This is a genomic window from Parafrankia colletiae (assembly GCF_001854655.1).
Lineage (GTDB): Bacteria > Actinomycetota > Actinomycetes > Frankiales > Frankiaceae > Parafrankia > Parafrankia colletiae.
On record NZ_MBLM01000140.1, the window covers coordinates 1 to 14,675 of the forward strand.

At 69.7% G+C, this 14,675-nt stretch carries 14 protein-coding genes and 1 pseudogene; 5 read left to right on the forward strand and 10 right to left on the reverse strand.

Translation table 11 applies throughout. The features are described 5' to 3' along the window. Window positions 1-62: 62 nt before the first annotated feature. From CC117_RS24220 to CC117_RS24230, 3 genes are all read right to left on the reverse strand, one after another. The gene (locus CC117_RS24220; RefSeq protein WP_241830375.1) at window positions 63-500 is read right to left on the reverse strand and encodes an RICIN domain-containing protein; all 438 of its coding nucleotides are present in this window, start codon (window positions 498-500) and stop codon (window positions 63-65) included. Window positions 501-803: 303 nt separating this feature from the next. Continuing rightward, window positions 804-1,412 (reverse strand): cadmium resistance transporter, encoded by a 609-nt coding sequence (locus CC117_RS24225; RefSeq protein ID WP_071087991.1) that lies wholly within the window; start codon window positions 1,410-1,412, stop codon window positions 804-806. Window positions 1,413-1,415: 3 nt separating this feature from the next. Continuing rightward, window positions 1,416-3,035: an MFS transporter gene (locus tag CC117_RS24230; RefSeq protein WP_071087992.1), complete on the reverse strand. Its 1,620-nt coding sequence runs from the start codon at window positions 3,033-3,035 to the stop codon at window positions 1,416-1,418. 266 nt (window positions 3,036-3,301) lie between these two features. On the opposite strand from CC117_RS24230, the gene CC117_RS24235 reads away from it, so the two are divergent. The 3 genes from CC117_RS24235 to CC117_RS24245 all read left to right on the forward strand — a co-directional run bounded on the left by CC117_RS24235 (window position 3,302) and on the right by CC117_RS24245 (window position 5,618). After that, the gene (locus CC117_RS24235) at window positions 3,302-4,063 is read left to right on the forward strand and encodes a phosphatase PAP2 family protein (RefSeq protein WP_071087995.1); all 762 of its coding nucleotides are present in this window, start codon (window positions 3,302-3,304) and stop codon (window positions 4,061-4,063) included. Window positions 4,064-4,149: 86 nt separating this feature from the next. Further along, complete coding sequence (locus tag CC117_RS24240; RefSeq protein WP_071087996.1) at window positions 4,150-4,917, forward strand: hypothetical protein; 768 nt, start codon at window positions 4,150-4,152, stop codon at window positions 4,915-4,917. Between the two features lie 11 nt (window positions 4,918-4,928). Further along, a complete protein-coding gene (locus CC117_RS24245) occupies window positions 4,929-5,618 on the forward strand; it encodes a hypothetical protein (protein WP_071087998.1) in 690 nt (229 codons plus the stop codon). A 50-nt stretch (window positions 5,619-5,668) separates the two neighbouring features. On the opposite strand, the gene CC117_RS24250 is transcribed toward CC117_RS24245, so the two are convergent. Beyond that, the gene (locus tag CC117_RS24250) at window positions 5,669-6,508 is read right to left on the reverse strand and encodes an MBL fold metallo-hydrolase (RefSeq protein WP_071088001.1); all 840 of its coding nucleotides are present in this window, start codon (window positions 6,506-6,508) and stop codon (window positions 5,669-5,671) included. A 226-nt stretch (window positions 6,509-6,734) separates the two neighbouring features. After that, window positions 6,735-7,043, reverse strand: a pseudogene (locus CC117_RS35170) (LLM class flavin-dependent oxidoreductase); the annotation flags it as partial. On the opposite strand from CC117_RS35170, the gene CC117_RS40640 reads away from it, so the two are divergent. Together CC117_RS40640 and CC117_RS24260 are read left to right on the forward strand one after the other, a co-directional pair. After that, window positions 6,937-7,350 (forward strand): type II toxin-antitoxin system HicB family antitoxin, encoded by a 414-nt coding sequence (locus CC117_RS40640; protein WP_407673579.1) that lies wholly within the window; start codon window positions 6,937-6,939, stop codon window positions 7,348-7,350. The pseudogene CC117_RS35170 and the gene CC117_RS40640 overlap by 107 nt on opposite strands. A gap of 28 nt (window positions 7,351-7,378) precedes the next feature. Beyond that, entirely contained in the window at window positions 7,379-7,825 is a 447-nt protein-coding gene (locus CC117_RS24260) for a TIGR03668 family PPOX class F420-dependent oxidoreductase (RefSeq protein ID WP_071088005.1), read from the forward strand. A 45-nt stretch (window positions 7,826-7,870) separates the two neighbouring features. Here CC117_RS24260 and CC117_RS24265 read toward each other — a convergent pair whose 3' ends face one another. The 5 genes from CC117_RS24265 to CC117_RS24290 all read right to left on the reverse strand — a co-directional run bounded on the left by CC117_RS24265 (window position 7,871) and on the right by CC117_RS24290 (window position 14,042). Continuing rightward, window positions 7,871-8,107, reverse strand: a complete 237-nt coding sequence (locus CC117_RS24265; RefSeq protein WP_018635756.1) for a hypothetical protein — start codon at window positions 8,105-8,107, stop codon at window positions 7,871-7,873. 274 nt (window positions 8,108-8,381) lie between these two features. Next, window positions 8,382-9,773, reverse strand: coding sequence for a right-handed parallel beta-helix repeat-containing protein (locus tag CC117_RS24270; protein ID WP_084132702.1), 1,392 nt, complete (start codon window positions 9,771-9,773; stop codon window positions 8,382-8,384). A 177-nt stretch (window positions 9,774-9,950) separates the two neighbouring features. Beyond that, window positions 9,951-10,400 carry a GNAT family N-acetyltransferase gene (locus CC117_RS24280; RefSeq protein WP_071088012.1) on the reverse strand — a complete coding sequence of 150 codons (450 nt, stop codon included), beginning with the start codon at window positions 10,398-10,400 and terminating at the stop codon, window positions 9,951-9,953. A gap of 666 nt (window positions 10,401-11,066) precedes the next feature. Next, the gene (locus CC117_RS24285; RefSeq protein ID WP_071088014.1) at window positions 11,067-11,300 is read right to left on the reverse strand and encodes a hypothetical protein; all 234 of its coding nucleotides are present in this window, start codon (window positions 11,298-11,300) and stop codon (window positions 11,067-11,069) included. Window positions 11,301-12,431: 1,131 nt separating this feature from the next. Next, window positions 12,432-14,042 carry a serine/threonine-protein kinase gene (locus CC117_RS24290; RefSeq protein WP_241830376.1) on the reverse strand — a complete coding sequence of 537 codons (1,611 nt, stop codon included), beginning with the start codon at window positions 14,040-14,042 and terminating at the stop codon, window positions 12,432-12,434. Window positions 14,043-14,675 lie beyond the last annotated feature (633 nt).

Sequence of the window (14,675 nt, forward strand, 5' to 3'; positions counted from 1 at the left end):
CGTTTCAGGGTGGTCACCAGCGCCGTGGGCCCGTCACGACCACCAGTCACCTCATTTTCCCTCTAGTTGACGGGCTGGAGGTTCCAGCCCCTGTCCTCGCGGAAGATCGGCGACAGCGCGATCAGGGGCGGGTAGATGAGCGCCGGGTGCAGCCCCAGCGTGAGCTGGTTGTTCTCCACGACGGCGATGTTGAAGGTGCCGGGCCGGGGGCCCTCCTCGATCCGCCACTCCCGGGGCTCCGGCCGCGGGCGGACCGGCTCGAACGTGTCCGGCTCACCCTCGAATCCGAGGAATTCCGGCGAGGCGGCGTTGCGAATGGTGTACGTGCCGTTTCCGGTGTTCTGGATCTCCCATTCCTGGCCGCGGCCGTTCTCGGGCAGGAGGACGGTGGGGCCGTTGCCCGTGTTGGTGAGGAGCTGCTCGCCGTCGATGCTGATTCGGTAGATGCCGTCGACCACGTTGTTGCCCACGTCGTCCCCGCTTTCTATGGTTGTTGGCACCGGCCGTGCGCTTCGGCACGGCCGGCTTTCGGGCATGGAGTATCAGCCGGATCGCCGGAGATGGCTTTCTCCTGCGCCGGTTTCACCGACTTTTCGTGCAGTCCTCTCCCGGGCGCGCTGGCGTCGGCGGTCTGCTGAGGATTCGCGTGCCGGATTCGCCTGGATCGCGCTCGGGACTTTGGTATCTCGGTGCCAGGTCATTGTGCTCGGCGCTGGCGCTGCTACCTGGCAGCGACGCACCCGCGGGCCTGGCCGGTCGTGGTGCGGCTGGCCGGGGCATGGGCGGCTGGGGCCATGCCACGATCACGGACCGAAGGCGCCGCCCTCGACGAGGATGAGGAGGCCGAGGACGACCAGTACGGCGGGCAGCAGGACGTGCCCCCAGCGGGAGAGCGCCTCCGCGATGACGGGCCGGGTGGCGAGGAACCGCCCCGCCGCGCACCACACCGCGACGAGGATCAGGAAGATCACGGCGTAGACAGCCATCCCGCCCGCGCCGGCAGTGGCGAACACCGGCACATAGACGCCTATGTTGTCGCCGCCGTTGGCCGCGGTGACCGCGGCAACCGCCAGTACCCCGGGCCCGCCGGCCGCCCCCTCCGTGGTCTGTGTGTGGTCCTTGTCGGGTGCTCGCCGGGCCTGCCATGCCTGCCAGCCGGCCTTCAGCCCGAGGGCGAGCGGGAGCAGGCCGAGGTAGGGCAGGACGTCCTCGGGCAGGAAGGTCGCGCCGAGCGCCGCGGCTGCGGCGACGGTGAGGATCGCCGCGAAGCCGAGATACTGGCCGGCGACGACCCGGCGGACGGAGCCCGGGTGCCCGTTGCCCTGGGCGAAGAACAACCCCAGAACGAGGATGTCGTCGATGTTGGTGACGGCGAAGAGGCCGGCGGCCTGCCCGACGATGCCCGGCGTCACGGGTCAGGCGCGCGCTTCCCGCCCGCTGCCCGTCGCTGGGCCGGTCCCGGTCCCGGCCCCGGCCCCGGCTTCTGGGTCGGCATCAGCGTCGGCGAGGGCACTGGTGACCGTGCCGGTGCCGATACCGGTGCTGGTGGCGGCATCACTGGTCACGGCCTCCTCGGTGGTGCCGATGATCGCGCCGGTGCCCGCGGTCGCACGGGCGCCGCCGACAGTGCCGAAGGCGGTTGAACGTGGACCGGTGGTCGAGCGTGGGCTGAGCACCAGCACCGCGGTCGCGGCGAGCGCGGCGAACCCGGCGGCGATCAGGTAGCTGACCGCGAACGGGCCCGGGTCCAGCGTGTCGGCGACGAGAGCGGAGAGCAGGCTGGTGCCGACGACACCGCCGATCTGGCCCGCTGTCTGCTGCAGCGAGGTGACGAGCCCGAAGTTGCTCTCCGAGGCGCCGTGGCTGGCGATCACGATCAGTGGCGGCTGGGCGTGCCCGAACGCGAGGCCACTGATGATCAGCCCCACGATCACCACCCACAGGACGCCGGCCATCGTCCCGTAGGCCAGCAGGAGCAGCGCGAGCGCGTACCCGCCTCCCGCGATGCTGGCCAGCAGACGGGGGCCGAGTCTCGTCCCGAGCCAGCTCGCGGACGGCGCGGCCAGGGCGATCGACAGTGTGCGGCACATCGTGACGACGGAGGTGAGCGTCACCGACAGGCCGAAGCGGCCCTGCAGGAGCAGTGGCGTCACGAGGAAGTTCCCCATGTGCGAGGCGGAGAGCATGAAGGAGGTGAGGCCGGCGGCCCGGACCTCCCGCGCCGCCAGCAGCTCCAGCGGCACGACCGGCTCGGCGCTGCGGYGCTCGATCACGGTGAGCAGCAGGAACAGGGGGACCACCGAGATCAGGAGGATGATGACGAGCGGCGTCGCGCCCCAGACCGCCGCCCGGTTCACGCCGAAGGTCACCGCGAACACCGCCAGCGCCAGGACGGCGGCGCCGGCCCGGTCGAGGGCGACCTTGCGCACACCCCGGTCCGGGGGCAGCACCCGGATCGCAGCCACCAGGGGAACCGCCGCGATGACGGCCTGCAGGGAGAACACGGCACGCCAGCCGACCAGGTCGATGATCACGCCGCCGATGGCGAGCCCGGTGACGGACGCACCGGAGAGCACTCCCGAGGCCCAGGCGGACGGGCGCACCCGCTCGTTCGGGGGGAAGACGGCGAACAGCATCGCGAACGACGCCGGGATCGTCGCCGAGCCGGCGAGCTGGGCGATGATCCGGAAGGCGATGAGGGACGTCGCGTCCCAGGCGAGCGCGGTCGCCGCGGAGAAGACCACGGCGAGGGCGGTGCCGGTGATGAAGGTCCGGCGGTGGCCGCGGATGTCCCCGATCTTGCCGAGGATCGGCATGGCGACCGCGAGGGCGAACAACGACCCGGTCACCGCCCAGGAGACCACTCCGACGGTGCTGCCCAGGTCGTCGGCGACGGTCCGCAGCGAGACGGTGAGCAGGGTCGCGGTGAAGGTGGTCGCGAACATCCCGGTGAGGCAGGTCAGCAGGACCCGCCGCCGCTGGGCCGGATCGCCCACCGGTCGATCGTTCCCGGCCTGTGCGGTCGCGCTCGGCATCGGTGTTGCCTCCCCCCGCGCGGGCGCGGGCGGCACCGGCCTTCCGATCGTGTGTCCTCATTATGTCTCCTGGCAAGGTTTGCGCTATGTGATCCGTGAGTGCAGGTCCGCCGTCGACTGGCCCGGCGTGCCATGCGCGCCCGGGCCGGACTGCATCGATCACGGCGGGATCGGGGTGTTTCTCCTGGATCGGGGCGGGGCACCTTGATCGGCATGGTCGACGTCCACCGCACGGCACCGGGCCCCCGTCCCGCGGGTGACCCACAGTGAGGGATACCTCGAAGCTCCGCATCCCCGTCGGACTGGTCACGGTGGCGGCGGTGCTCGGCGCCGTGCTGGTTGCCGCCGGGCGGCTGATCGTGGACGGATTCGCCGGGATCGACGGTGCCGACGCGACAGCGGCCCGTGAGCTCGCCGCGCGTCGCGACGGCTGGCTGGTCGACCTGACCTGGGCCGGGACGTACCTGTCCGACACCTACGTCGTGATCGTCGCCACCGCGGTGATCGCGGTGGCGACCGTCTGGGCGACACGGCAGTGGTGGCTTCCGGGCGGCGCGATTCTGCTCACCGCCGGCGAGACGGCGATCTACGAGGTGTCGAACAGCCTCGTCGACCGGCCCCGCCCGCACGTCGCCCGCCTGGACCCGGGGGACCCGATGGCGAGCTTCCCGTCGGGCCACACCGCGGCCGCCGTCTGCCTGTACGGCGGTCTGGCCTGCATTCTGATCGGCCTCGCGCGCCACCGCGGGGGGCGGATCCCGATGGTGTCGGCCGCGGTGGTGGCGCCGCTGGTCGTCATCGTTCCGCTGGTGGTGGCGTTCTGCCGGTCCTACCGGGGAATGCACTACGCCTCGGACGTCGTCGCCGGCCTGTTTCTCGGGTGGTGCTGGCTGCTTACGGTCAATCGCCTCGTCCTGTCCCGGGCCTGGCCGGCCCGCGAAGCGCGCGCCGCCCGCGCCGCGCCGGCCGCACAGGCGGCGGCCATCCCCCGTCCGGCTGACCCGGCGCCGGCGAAGGGAAGGCCGTAAGTGCCCGTCGTTTTAACCCACTGACGCCGGGTATTCGGCACCGCGTATCGCGACAGATCCGCGAAGGTGCGAAAGGTCGGTGTCCGGTGTCACTTCTCGCCTGGGCCATTCTGGTGGTCCTGATTCTCGGCGCGGCCTTCGCCGCCGTCTTCGTCGTCGATCGTTCCCGTTCATCGCGTCTCAGAAGCCGGTTCGGCCCCGAGTACGACCGGACGTTGCAGGAGACGGGCGACCGGCGGGGCACCGAACGCCGGCTCGCCAGCATTGCCCGCCGCCGGGACTCTCTCGACATCCGACCGCTGACCAGCGACCGGCGCGCGACCCTGCAGACCGAGTGGGCCACCCTGCAGGCTCTGTTCGTCGACGAGCCGGCGACCGCGACGACCCGCGCGGACGGGCTGGTCACCACCGTTCTGCGTGAGCGCGGCTATCCGACCGACGACCGGGACGAGACCGCCAGCCTGCTCGCCGTCGACGACCCGGCCGCCGCCTCCCGCTACCGCAGCGTGCCCGGCACGGCCCGGCCCGGCGGCACCGGCACCGGCACAGCCGCGGCTACCGACGCGGTCAGGGCGCCGTCCGCCGCGACGCAGACCGTCGTGGACAGGGCGACGCCCGACGACACCGACACGCTGCGGGAACGCTTCCTGGGCCTGCGGGCGATCTTCGAGGCGCTCACCACCTCCACCGAGAGCACGACGGCCCGCTCCGGCCGGCCGGTCGGCTCAGCCCCCGCCCCGGCGAGCGCGGACACCACGGACCGACGCACCGCGGAGCCGACCACCGACACCTCGACCACCGACACCCCGACCACCCGCGAAGAAGCGACCACCGGCCGCCGGCAGCGTGCCTGAAGGGACATCTGATGAGCCTCGAGGATCGTTCGACCCAGACCGGCGCGTTCCGCCCCGATACGGAGGCCGCCGAGACCACCAGGCCGATCAGTGCCACCAAGCCGGCTGACAGCACCAGGCGGGCCGGCAGCACCAGGCCGGCCGACGCCGCGAAGTCTGCCGACGCCACGCCGGACCACCTCGGTCGCACCGTGGACGGGACGTCGTCCGCGGCTCTCGCCCCCGAGCATCCGGCGGCGCGGGACGGGGATGCGGAGCGGGCGGTCGAAGGGCACCCGCAGCCGGCAGTGACCGCAACAGACGCGAAGCCGCCGGTCATCGAGGCACCTGCCGCGCAGACGCCCACCGCGGGATCCACCGCCGGGCCGTCGACCGGCGGGCCGTCGGGCGCGGGTACGGGCCCGGCGGTGGATCCCGCGGTGGCCGGCGCCGACCCGGCGGGGCCGGGCGAGTCGGCCAGGCTGCGGGAGCGGTGGCAGGAGGCGCTGCTGTCGTTCGTCGACGACCCGCGAGGCGCGGTACGACAGGCCGACCAGGTCCTCGACGAGGCGGTCAACCAGCTCACCGAGGCCGTCCGGCGCGAGCAGGACCGGCTGCGCGCGGCGTGGCGCGAGGACGGCGCCCCGTCGACCGACACGCTGCGCGACGCGCTGCGCGGCTACCGGGACTTCCTGGAGCGCCTGGTCACCACGCCTCGATAGGGAACGGCGAACGGGCAGGACGTCACTGCGGACGTCCTGCCCGTTCGCTTTCATCCCGCGGGGGCCGGGGGAGCGGGGTCGGCGACGAAATGCAGGTAACGGTCGGCGGAGCGGTGCATGGCGGCGTGGCCGTCCGCGCGGACGACCGTCTGCCAGAAAGCACCGTAGATGGTCTCGAACGCAAACGGCTCCAGGAGCCGTACGGCGCGGCGGACGGTCTCCGGCCGTTCGGGAATGTAGTTCGGGTAGGAGTACATGAAGCTGACGTACCGGCGGTCGAGGACGACCTGGAGGATGTCGCCGGAGAACAGCGCGCCCTGCCCGTTCTCGCCGCCGGCATGGTGCAGGACGGTGCCGCCCGCGAAGTGCACCCCGCCGTTGACCAGCGTGAGACCGCTGCCGATGGTGAGGGTGTCTCCCGTCCACAGTTCGACGGTCGGGGAACGGCGGCCGAGCCACTGCTCGTCGGCGGCGTGCACGTAGACCGGCACGTCGCCGAAGGCGTGGCTCCAGTCGACCATCGAGCCGTAGAAGTGCGGGTGGCTGACGGCGATCGCGCTGATGCCGCCCAGGGCGTCGACCTGGGCGATCAGGTCGTCATCGAGGAAGGGGACGCAGTCCCAGAGGATGTTGCCGTCGGGGGTGCGGACCAGCAGCGCCCGCTGCCCGATGGAGATCTTTGGCTCGGACCCGATGCCGTACACGCCGGGGCCCTCGGGTTCCAGCCGGCCGCGGAACCCCTCGGCGGCGAGGGTCGCCAGCGTGGTCCAGCTCTGCCCGTCCCAGCCGACGTACTGGCGCTCGTCCTCGCAGACCGGGCAGTCGGGCCGCGGCGCCGCGTACTGCACGCCGCAGGTGACGCAGATCGGCAGGTCCGTGGCCAGGTCCATCAGGTCTCCTCCGGTGGACGGATCGGTCGGCGGGCCGCGCCGCCGGACGCCGCGGCCCGCAACTCGGGTCTTCGGGTGATCGGGTCCCCGTGGGCTCAGAACTCCAGGAGGTTGTCCCGGAAGCGCGGGAACGAGTATCCGTCGCGGATGAGCCCGCGGCGGCGCAGCGCCGGGGCAAGTCCATCGGTGATCTCGCTGAGTTGAGGGGGCCGCGGGAGCGGTAGAAGTGGCCGCCGAAGTGGATCTCGTGGACCTTCGCCGGGTCGACGTAGACGCCGTTCTCGCGGTCGACGGTGAGGGCGTCGGCGTCCCGGGAGTTCCACAGCTCCGAGGCGATCTTCACCGATTCGTCGCCCTGGTCGTAGCGCAGGTCGTGGTCGGCCTGGGCGTCCAGACCGTAGTTCTGCGCGGTGCGGTCGTTGTGCGACATGACCAGGTCAGCGCCGCCGCGCCCGGCCGAGATGTGGTCGAGCGTGGCCAGGGTGCGCGCGGCCATGTACGGCGGGTGGAAGGTCGTCGTCAGGGTGGGGAGGATGCCGAGATGCTTCGTCGCGGTGAGCATGAACGGTGTCATCACGAACAGGTCCATCTTCGGCGCGTGGAAACCGTTCTTCAGCGCGAAGTCGGTGTTGCCGCGGAAGACGTCCGGAATGAAGTGGGCATCCTCGAAGCGGATGCTCCAGATCCCCTACGAACTGGAGCAGGAGGAGGACGGCACCTGGGCGGCTCATGCGTCCTTCCCGAGCGGTGGCGCGCACGGGCTCGGTGACACCCCCGAGGAAGCCCTCGCCGACCTCTACGAGGCCGTCAACCTGATGAAGGAGTTCGTCGCGGCGCTCTGATCTCCGCCGGCCCGTTACCGTCACCAGCGTGGACCTGGCCGGCGCCGAGTGTCGCGCCCGCTTTGCGGTGGCGCGGGTCGCTCGGTTGGCGACGGCCAGTGCGGCCGGCCAGCCGCATCTGGTGCCAGTCACCTTCGCGCTGGACGGCGACCAGGTCGTGATCGCCGTCGACCACAAGCCGAAGCGCTCCACGGCGCTGCGGCGGCTGGCCAACATCGCCGCCAACCCACAGGTCAGCCTCCTCGTCGACCAGTACTCCGACGACTGGGACGCCCTGTGGTGGGTCCGGGCGGACGGTCATGCCCGGATCATCGATGGGGGAGCGGAGGGTTCGCCAGCAGCGGCGCGGAGGGCGGCCGTCCGCGGCCTGGTGGCGAAGTACCAGCAGTACCAGGCCCACCCCCCGAGCGGGCCAGTGATCCTGGTGCAGATCGACACCTGGCGCGGCTGGGCGTTCACCACACCGGGGAGGTAGCCGGACGGGAGACCCGCCCGGCGGTCCGTCCGATCGGGCTACGGGTCAGGGCACCTCAAGGTTGCCGTCGATCAGCGGCAGGTGCTGCAGGTGCTTCGCGTTGGACGCGATCGCGATCAGCGCCAGGGCCTGCGCGTAGGCGACCTTCCCCGCCTCGTCGAGCGCGTCGACGTCGACGTCGGCCAGAACCTCGACGGAGAAGCGCAGGTACTCCTTCGAGTCGAACTCGGTGCCGTCCCCGACCAGGGAGGGGACACGGGGTGGAAGCGCGCGTTTCGCCATGCATCCATGGTGCGGGTTCGACGAGGCCGTCGTCGCCCCGAATCGCCGGATGCGTCCCCGGCACACCCGGCGCTGATCGACATTGAGCAGCCGGAGCCGCGACGGGTCAGCAGCAGAGAACCGAGTATTACGGCGTAACGACCCGGGCGCGCAGGCCGCGGCACCTGCTCCTGGGACCGATGGTCCTTCGGCAGGTGTCGCGGCCCGCCAGCTTGTGCGGCGTGCCTGCAACCTGGAGTGGGTCAGGCCCGCCGCCGGCTACCAGCTGCCAGGGTCAGGGAAGCTGAGCCCCCAGTGACTGGGGGTTGGTGGTCAGGCGCAGGAACCCGCCGGTCGTCGGCAGCGAACCGTCTGCTGCGCGGGCACCCCGGGCGCGGGTGTCGTCGACGCTGACGAAACTGGCGGCGCTGTAGGAGCCGCCCAGCGTCCACGAGTTGCCGGCGGCGTTCGTCCCGCTGCCGATGTTCGCGGGCGTCCTGTTGTTCACCGACAGGTTCGCCCTCAGCACCGAGGACGACAGCGAGAAGTAGAAACCGGTCCCGCCGTTGCCGTACGCGGTGTTCGAGGTGAGCTGCAGCGAGCCGGGGTTGYCGTTCTCGGTGAATCCGTTGCTGGTGTTCGCCCACGCGGCGCTGGTGCGTACGACATGCGCGACGGCCGGCCGCGGGTTGCTGCCACCGCCGAGCTTGAAGCCGTTCCCGTTACCGGTGAAACCGCCGATGTTCCACCGGTTCACCCCGTTGCCGTACGCCCACGAGTTCTCGATCGTCACCGGGCTGGTGTAGGCCCACAGGTCGAGGCCGTCGTCGGAGTTGTTGAAGACCCGGACGTTGCGCACGATGTTCCCGGTGCCGGAGCCGAACTTGACGCCGATGCCGTCCGCGTTCTGGCCGCCGGTCGCGTTGTCGTGGTTGTCATAGCTGTCGACGTTCTCGATGAGGTTGTCGCTGCTGCCCTGACCGGTCAGGTCGAGGCCGGTGTTCTGGTTGCCGTGGATGTCGAGGTGCCGGAACCTCGTGTGGTGCACCGTCTGCGCGTACAGCGCCTGCTGGGGTGAGTTCCGCAGCTCGAGGTTCCCGAAGTCCCAGTAGGACGCGGTGGTGATGATCAGCTTGGTGGTGGAGGGCAGCCGGCTGCCGTCGATCACGGCGTGTTCGTCGCCGTACGACGTCAGCACGATGCGGCTCGCGGCCGTCCCGCTGGTCGTGATGCCGATCTTGGCGGTCGGCTGGTAGACCCCGCCGCGCAGGGCGATGACGTCCCCGGGCCGCGCCGCGCTGACCGCGCGCTGCACCGTGGCGAAGGGCGCGGCGAGCGTTCCCCGGCCAGAGTCGTTTCCGGTCGGGGAGACGACGATCGTCGGGTTCAGAGCTCCCGTGGCGCCGCCGGGCGGTGTGGAGGACGTCGGGCTGGGCGAGGCGGTGCCGGCGGGTGGCGGGGTGCCGGCGGGCGAGGTGGTCGCCCCGGGGCCGGGGGTCGTCGGGGGAGCGGTGCTCGGCGGCGACGTCGGCCGCGTCGGAGTGGCCGAGGGAACGACCGGGGTCGCGCTGGACGTCGGCGTCGATGATCCTGGCGTCGGCACCTCCGGCTGGCAACCGGCGATCAGCAGCCCGGCCGCGGCCGCGGCGAGCGTGACGGCCGCGAACGGTCGTGGGGGTGACGGCATGTGGGTCCTCCGGGGAGCGACGACTGGTGGTCTCCTGACGCCGCGACGGACGATCCGCGGCGTTTCGCGCTCGGGCTCCCCTCCGCTGAAAGAACGCGACGGCGGGCAGTCCGACCCCTCCCACAGTGGAGAATAGTGACTATTCACGCGAAGTGCGTGAAATGCCTCGACCGGAAATCAATCAGGCCCCGGAATTCCCATCGGGACATGCGGTATGCCGTCCTCGAGGTACTCCTTGCCGGTAGCCACGAAACCGTGGCGGGTGTACAGCTCGATGGCGGATGTCTGCGCGTTGAGGACCACCGATCGCCCGCCGCCCGCGTCGCCGAGTGCGGCGGTGAGCAGCCGGTCGGCGAGGCCACCGCGGCGTGCGTGGAGGACGGTGACCACTCGGCCGATCCGCAGTGCGTCGGCCTCTTCGACCACACGCAGGTAGGCGAGCGGTTCCGCCGGGTCCACGGCCAGCCACAGGTGCAGTGTGGTCGGCTCCGTGTCGCGGCCGTCGAGGTCCTGGTAGACGCACCGCTGCTCCACGACGAAGACCTGGGCCCGTAGCCGCAGCAGGGCGTACAGGACGCGCGGCGGGAGTTCGTCGAACCGAGCGCGGTGAGTCCTGGGACCGGGCATGGGTGGAGCCTACGAAGGCGACCCTGCCCGATCGCCCGAGGCAGGGTGGCGAAAGACCACTGCCGGCATCGTCTGCGTGAAGCGGAAGGTCGGCGGTTCGACCCCGCCTCTGCCCACTGTGACTATTGGTGCGACCTGGCCTTTCGCTAAACTCTTTGCTGGGTGGATATTTCGCGCAATGTGAACCGCCCGCCGTCAAGTCCACAGCCCGCGTCAGTCGCGCACCAGGGTCTCTAAGAAGATGATGGAATTAGCGTTCCGCAATTGCTTGCCAGAATTAAATCCACCTGGGTGGACCGAGTATACGCAAGGTTCACGGTGGGCGGCTTTTCTTTCGCGGAGGCGGCTATTTCCCCCTTTCTCAGGGCGCCACAGGGTCCGATGGCCTACCTACCGCGTCAAGGGCGGCTACGCCGTCGCAAGCGATCATCCTTCGGATGACCCTTGACTCGGCGGGCAGTCCATTAGTTCAGGCGCGATGGGGAAAGGGAGAAAAATGGAGGGGCTGACCGGGCCGTTACTGGCCCGTGTGCACTGAACGCCGCCGGGAGGCCAGGGTGCGCCGCCGTCAGCCTCGCCGCGCCCGTAGAGGCCCGTGGACGTCGCACGCCGCGTCCGTGCACGCGGCATCCGTAGGAAGGCCACGTGGCCCAACTACGCCTCGCGCTACGTCGTCCGACTGCCCCCACGTCTACGACGCCTCCACCAGCCGACCAGGCCAAAGAAGACAAGTATGGCGGCAGACCATTCTACGCCACCGATCAACGCATGCTTCAGGGCCTCCGGCGCCGAATCATCGTCGAAGTTCAGGCGATCGAAGAACGTCAGGCTAACGACCATCGTCGCGCCGATAATCCACCCCAGGCCGAAACGAAGCCAATTGACCACGAGCACCCCCATGAGGACACCAAACTATCGTGGCCACCGCCACCGTCCGCCTGCCCGGACCTCCTGAGCGCCGAGCCCCAGGACAGTGATTCTAACGGCTCCTGTCTCCACGCGTCTCCGCATCGCGGTAACCACCAGACGGCAAGTGGCTACCGATGTCGCCACGTCACCGCCAGCCACTGCCGACTTGGAGCGCCTACCAACGCCCGACGACGGAACCGTAGCCGACCTCCACGGCGACGCCGTTCGACAGCCCGGGCATCGCTGGATGTCGCCCAGGCCAAGGCCGTCGGACCGACCTGCGAGGAGCAACCAAAGACGATCGATCGGTGCAGGGCGAAATGTAGTTCGCTGACCTGTTGCGTGCAGCGCTTCGCACCGCTACTGACCGACGCGGTGCGTCCGTGAGCAATGGTTAAGACCTGTGGATCGGCCGCGGAGGGGCGTACCTTCCCGGAGATCGAGGTTGAGGTCTCAGCCAGGCCGACGTTGACGGGTCGGTTGGGAAGGCACGTCTGTCAGTGGCATCGCCACGACTACGCCGTGGGCCTTCACCGTGGCCTCCGACGTCGGCGAGCTCGCCGTGCTACGGCGGCTGACCGGGTCCGACATCGCCGCGCAGCTCGTAGCTCATCGGCACGTCGCGTCACGTCGTGTCGGGTGTGCACACCAACCGGACCTCAGACCGACACGACCCCCGCGACACCTCGCCCGTTGGACGGGCCAGGTGTCACCGTGTGAGATCGAAGGCAATCCGCCTGTCACGGTTACACTCGTCGAGATAGTAGGAAAATAAAGGTCAGCACAGCATTTAGGCGTTTTGACCTGAAAACCGGAAGGTTGGCGGTTCGACTCCGCTCCCGCCCACCATCTCTGGCCTGACCTTTGTCTCTTCGTCTCGATTAATTCGGCCTTTTGGAAGTTTTTGTATGGCAACGGGTGTGGCGACGTATAGCGGCGGACGGTCCATCGCATACCTCTGCCGACCTGCGTAAATGTTCAAACCTGACTGTTCGCCATGATATTTCGGGTCGTTGCTGATGGGGTTGCGCTGGTCCCCGAGGTTGGTGGGATGGGTGTCCGTGCTGCCGAAGGTCGTCTTGGCGGCCGCCCACGGTAGCGTCGCAACGGAGGAACAAACGGTCAGGTCAGGGCGGTGACGCCTCTGTCGCCCGGCGGCGCAGTCGGGACGGTGGGTGCGCTGGACGACGCGGCGAACTCTTCGTTGCCGAACCGGCGTGCCGCGGACGCGATCTGCTCGGCGGACGCACCGGAGAGATCCCCGAGCGCACACAGGACCAGGACACCGCTTGAATCGAGGCAAGGGGGCTCGGACCGAACCTGGTAGCGCCTGACCCAGGCGGAACCGGGTGAGCCCGACGAGCGGGGCGGGTCGGAAAGCCTGACCTCAAGGTACCCGGCGCGGACGCGAGCACCGTCAATCTGCTCGCGGGTCAGTATGTGATCCACGCCGTCACGCCGGTAGCGCAGCGTCGTCTCGCTGATGAGGAGCAGATCGGGTCGGCAGAAGAGGTAGCCGAAGATGACGGCCCAGGACCCGAAGAAGCATGACCACACGGCCGCCGGTGCACCGATCCAGGCAGGAGGATCACCAACGTAGACAACACTCCATGGCGCGGCGGCGGCGGCCAAAGCCACGACTGCGAGAATCCCCCCCAGCACTCGTCGTAGCCTGGACTCGCGTAGTTCAATGGGCGGCTCGGCTGCGTGCTTTGGCTGTTCGCCTATGTGCTTCGGCAGTTCTCCTGGGCGCTCCAGCTGTTCGCCTGCGTGCTCCGGCTCCTCTCGGTGCGGGGCGGCCAGTGCGCTGCGAAGGGCTGCCAGCCCCGCGCTGCTGGTCAGGCGATCCGCTGGATCCTTGGCGAGGAGTCCCTCGATCACGGACGCCAGCGACGCGGGCGTCCGAACGAAGCGGGGATGGTCGTGCAGGACAGCCTGGATCGTTGCGGCCTGGGTCGGACGGGAGAACGCCGAAGCTCCCTCGGCGGCGTAGTACAGCGTGGCCCCGAGCGAGAACAGGTCGCCTGCCGTGGACCGGCGGATGCCCGCGAAATGTTCCGGGGCGATATAGGTCAGGGTGCCGATCGGACCTTCGGTGATCGCAGGATCCGACCCCTGGACGGCGACCCCGAAATCGACGAGCATGACGCGGCCGTCATGGCCGATCAGAACGTTCGCAGGCTTGACGTCCCGATGGTTGATCCCGCGCTGGTGCGCTGCGGCGAGTGCCTCCAGTATGGCGATGCCGATACGGATGACCTCGTCGGCCGAAAAAACGCCACGGGTACGGATCGCCTCGGCCAACGACACCGATGGCACGTACTCCATGATGATCCAGGGGAGATTGTTCTCCTCGACCACGTCGAGCACAGTGACGACATTGGGATGGTCGCGAAGTTTCGCCACCATTCGTGCCTCACGCATGACCCGGGTGACCAGTAACGAGGTGTGGCCCGGCGATGCCGCCACGGAAATTCGCAGCTGTTTGGCCGCCACGGTGACGTTGAGGACCTCGTCGACGGCCCGCCAGACCGTTCCATAGGCGCCGGCGCCGATCTGCTCGATGAGCTGGTACCGCCCGGCGATCCTGGTGCCTACGGCGTCATCGGCTTCCGCTGTCACCGAATCCCCTTTGCGTGCTACGAGCTTGAAAAGCGCAATCCTAGTATCAGGCGGGGGTCGGCGCGACCGTCTTTGCGTGATCGGGGCGGTGGTTCTCCGTGCGCCGGCCACTTCGGCTGGAACCAGAGTCGACCGAAGGCCGGCGGTGTTAAATTTTCGTGGTCATGCGTGCCATGGCCCCGTCGACCCGAGAAGCGAGACCAGTATGGTTGTCGATGCCCCGCAGGCCAGCCCGGACCAGGCCGCATCGAAGGAGACCGCCTCGGGCCCGGCTACGCCACACGTTTCGGTTCGAGCGTTGCGCCAGGTCAGATCCCGGATTCGCGGCGGTGCGTGGCTTCTGCGGGCCACCGTCGACACGGGTCTCCGTGCCAGCCTGGCCGGCCTGGTTGTGATCCTCGTCGCGGTAGCGGCGGGGCTCTGGACAGCGCAGGATGGTGCCGCCAAGGAAGAGCGGGACGTTGCTTCCACACAGGCCGGCCCCGAGGTGGGGCGGCCGGCGGAGACAGAGCCGACTGCCGGGCCCACGGGCGATCCGGGGCGGCCGGCGGAGACAGAGCCGACCACCGGACCCACGGGCGATCCGGGGCCACCCCGCAGCCGACCGACTGTGGTCGGGGCGCCCGTGGCTCCGACCGCTCTCAGCGCTGAGCCAGGAAACGCGACGGTGCGGTTGTGCTGGGTGGCGTCGCCGGGCGCTGATGCGTACACGCTTTTCTACCGTGATGTGACGACCGGGCAGGG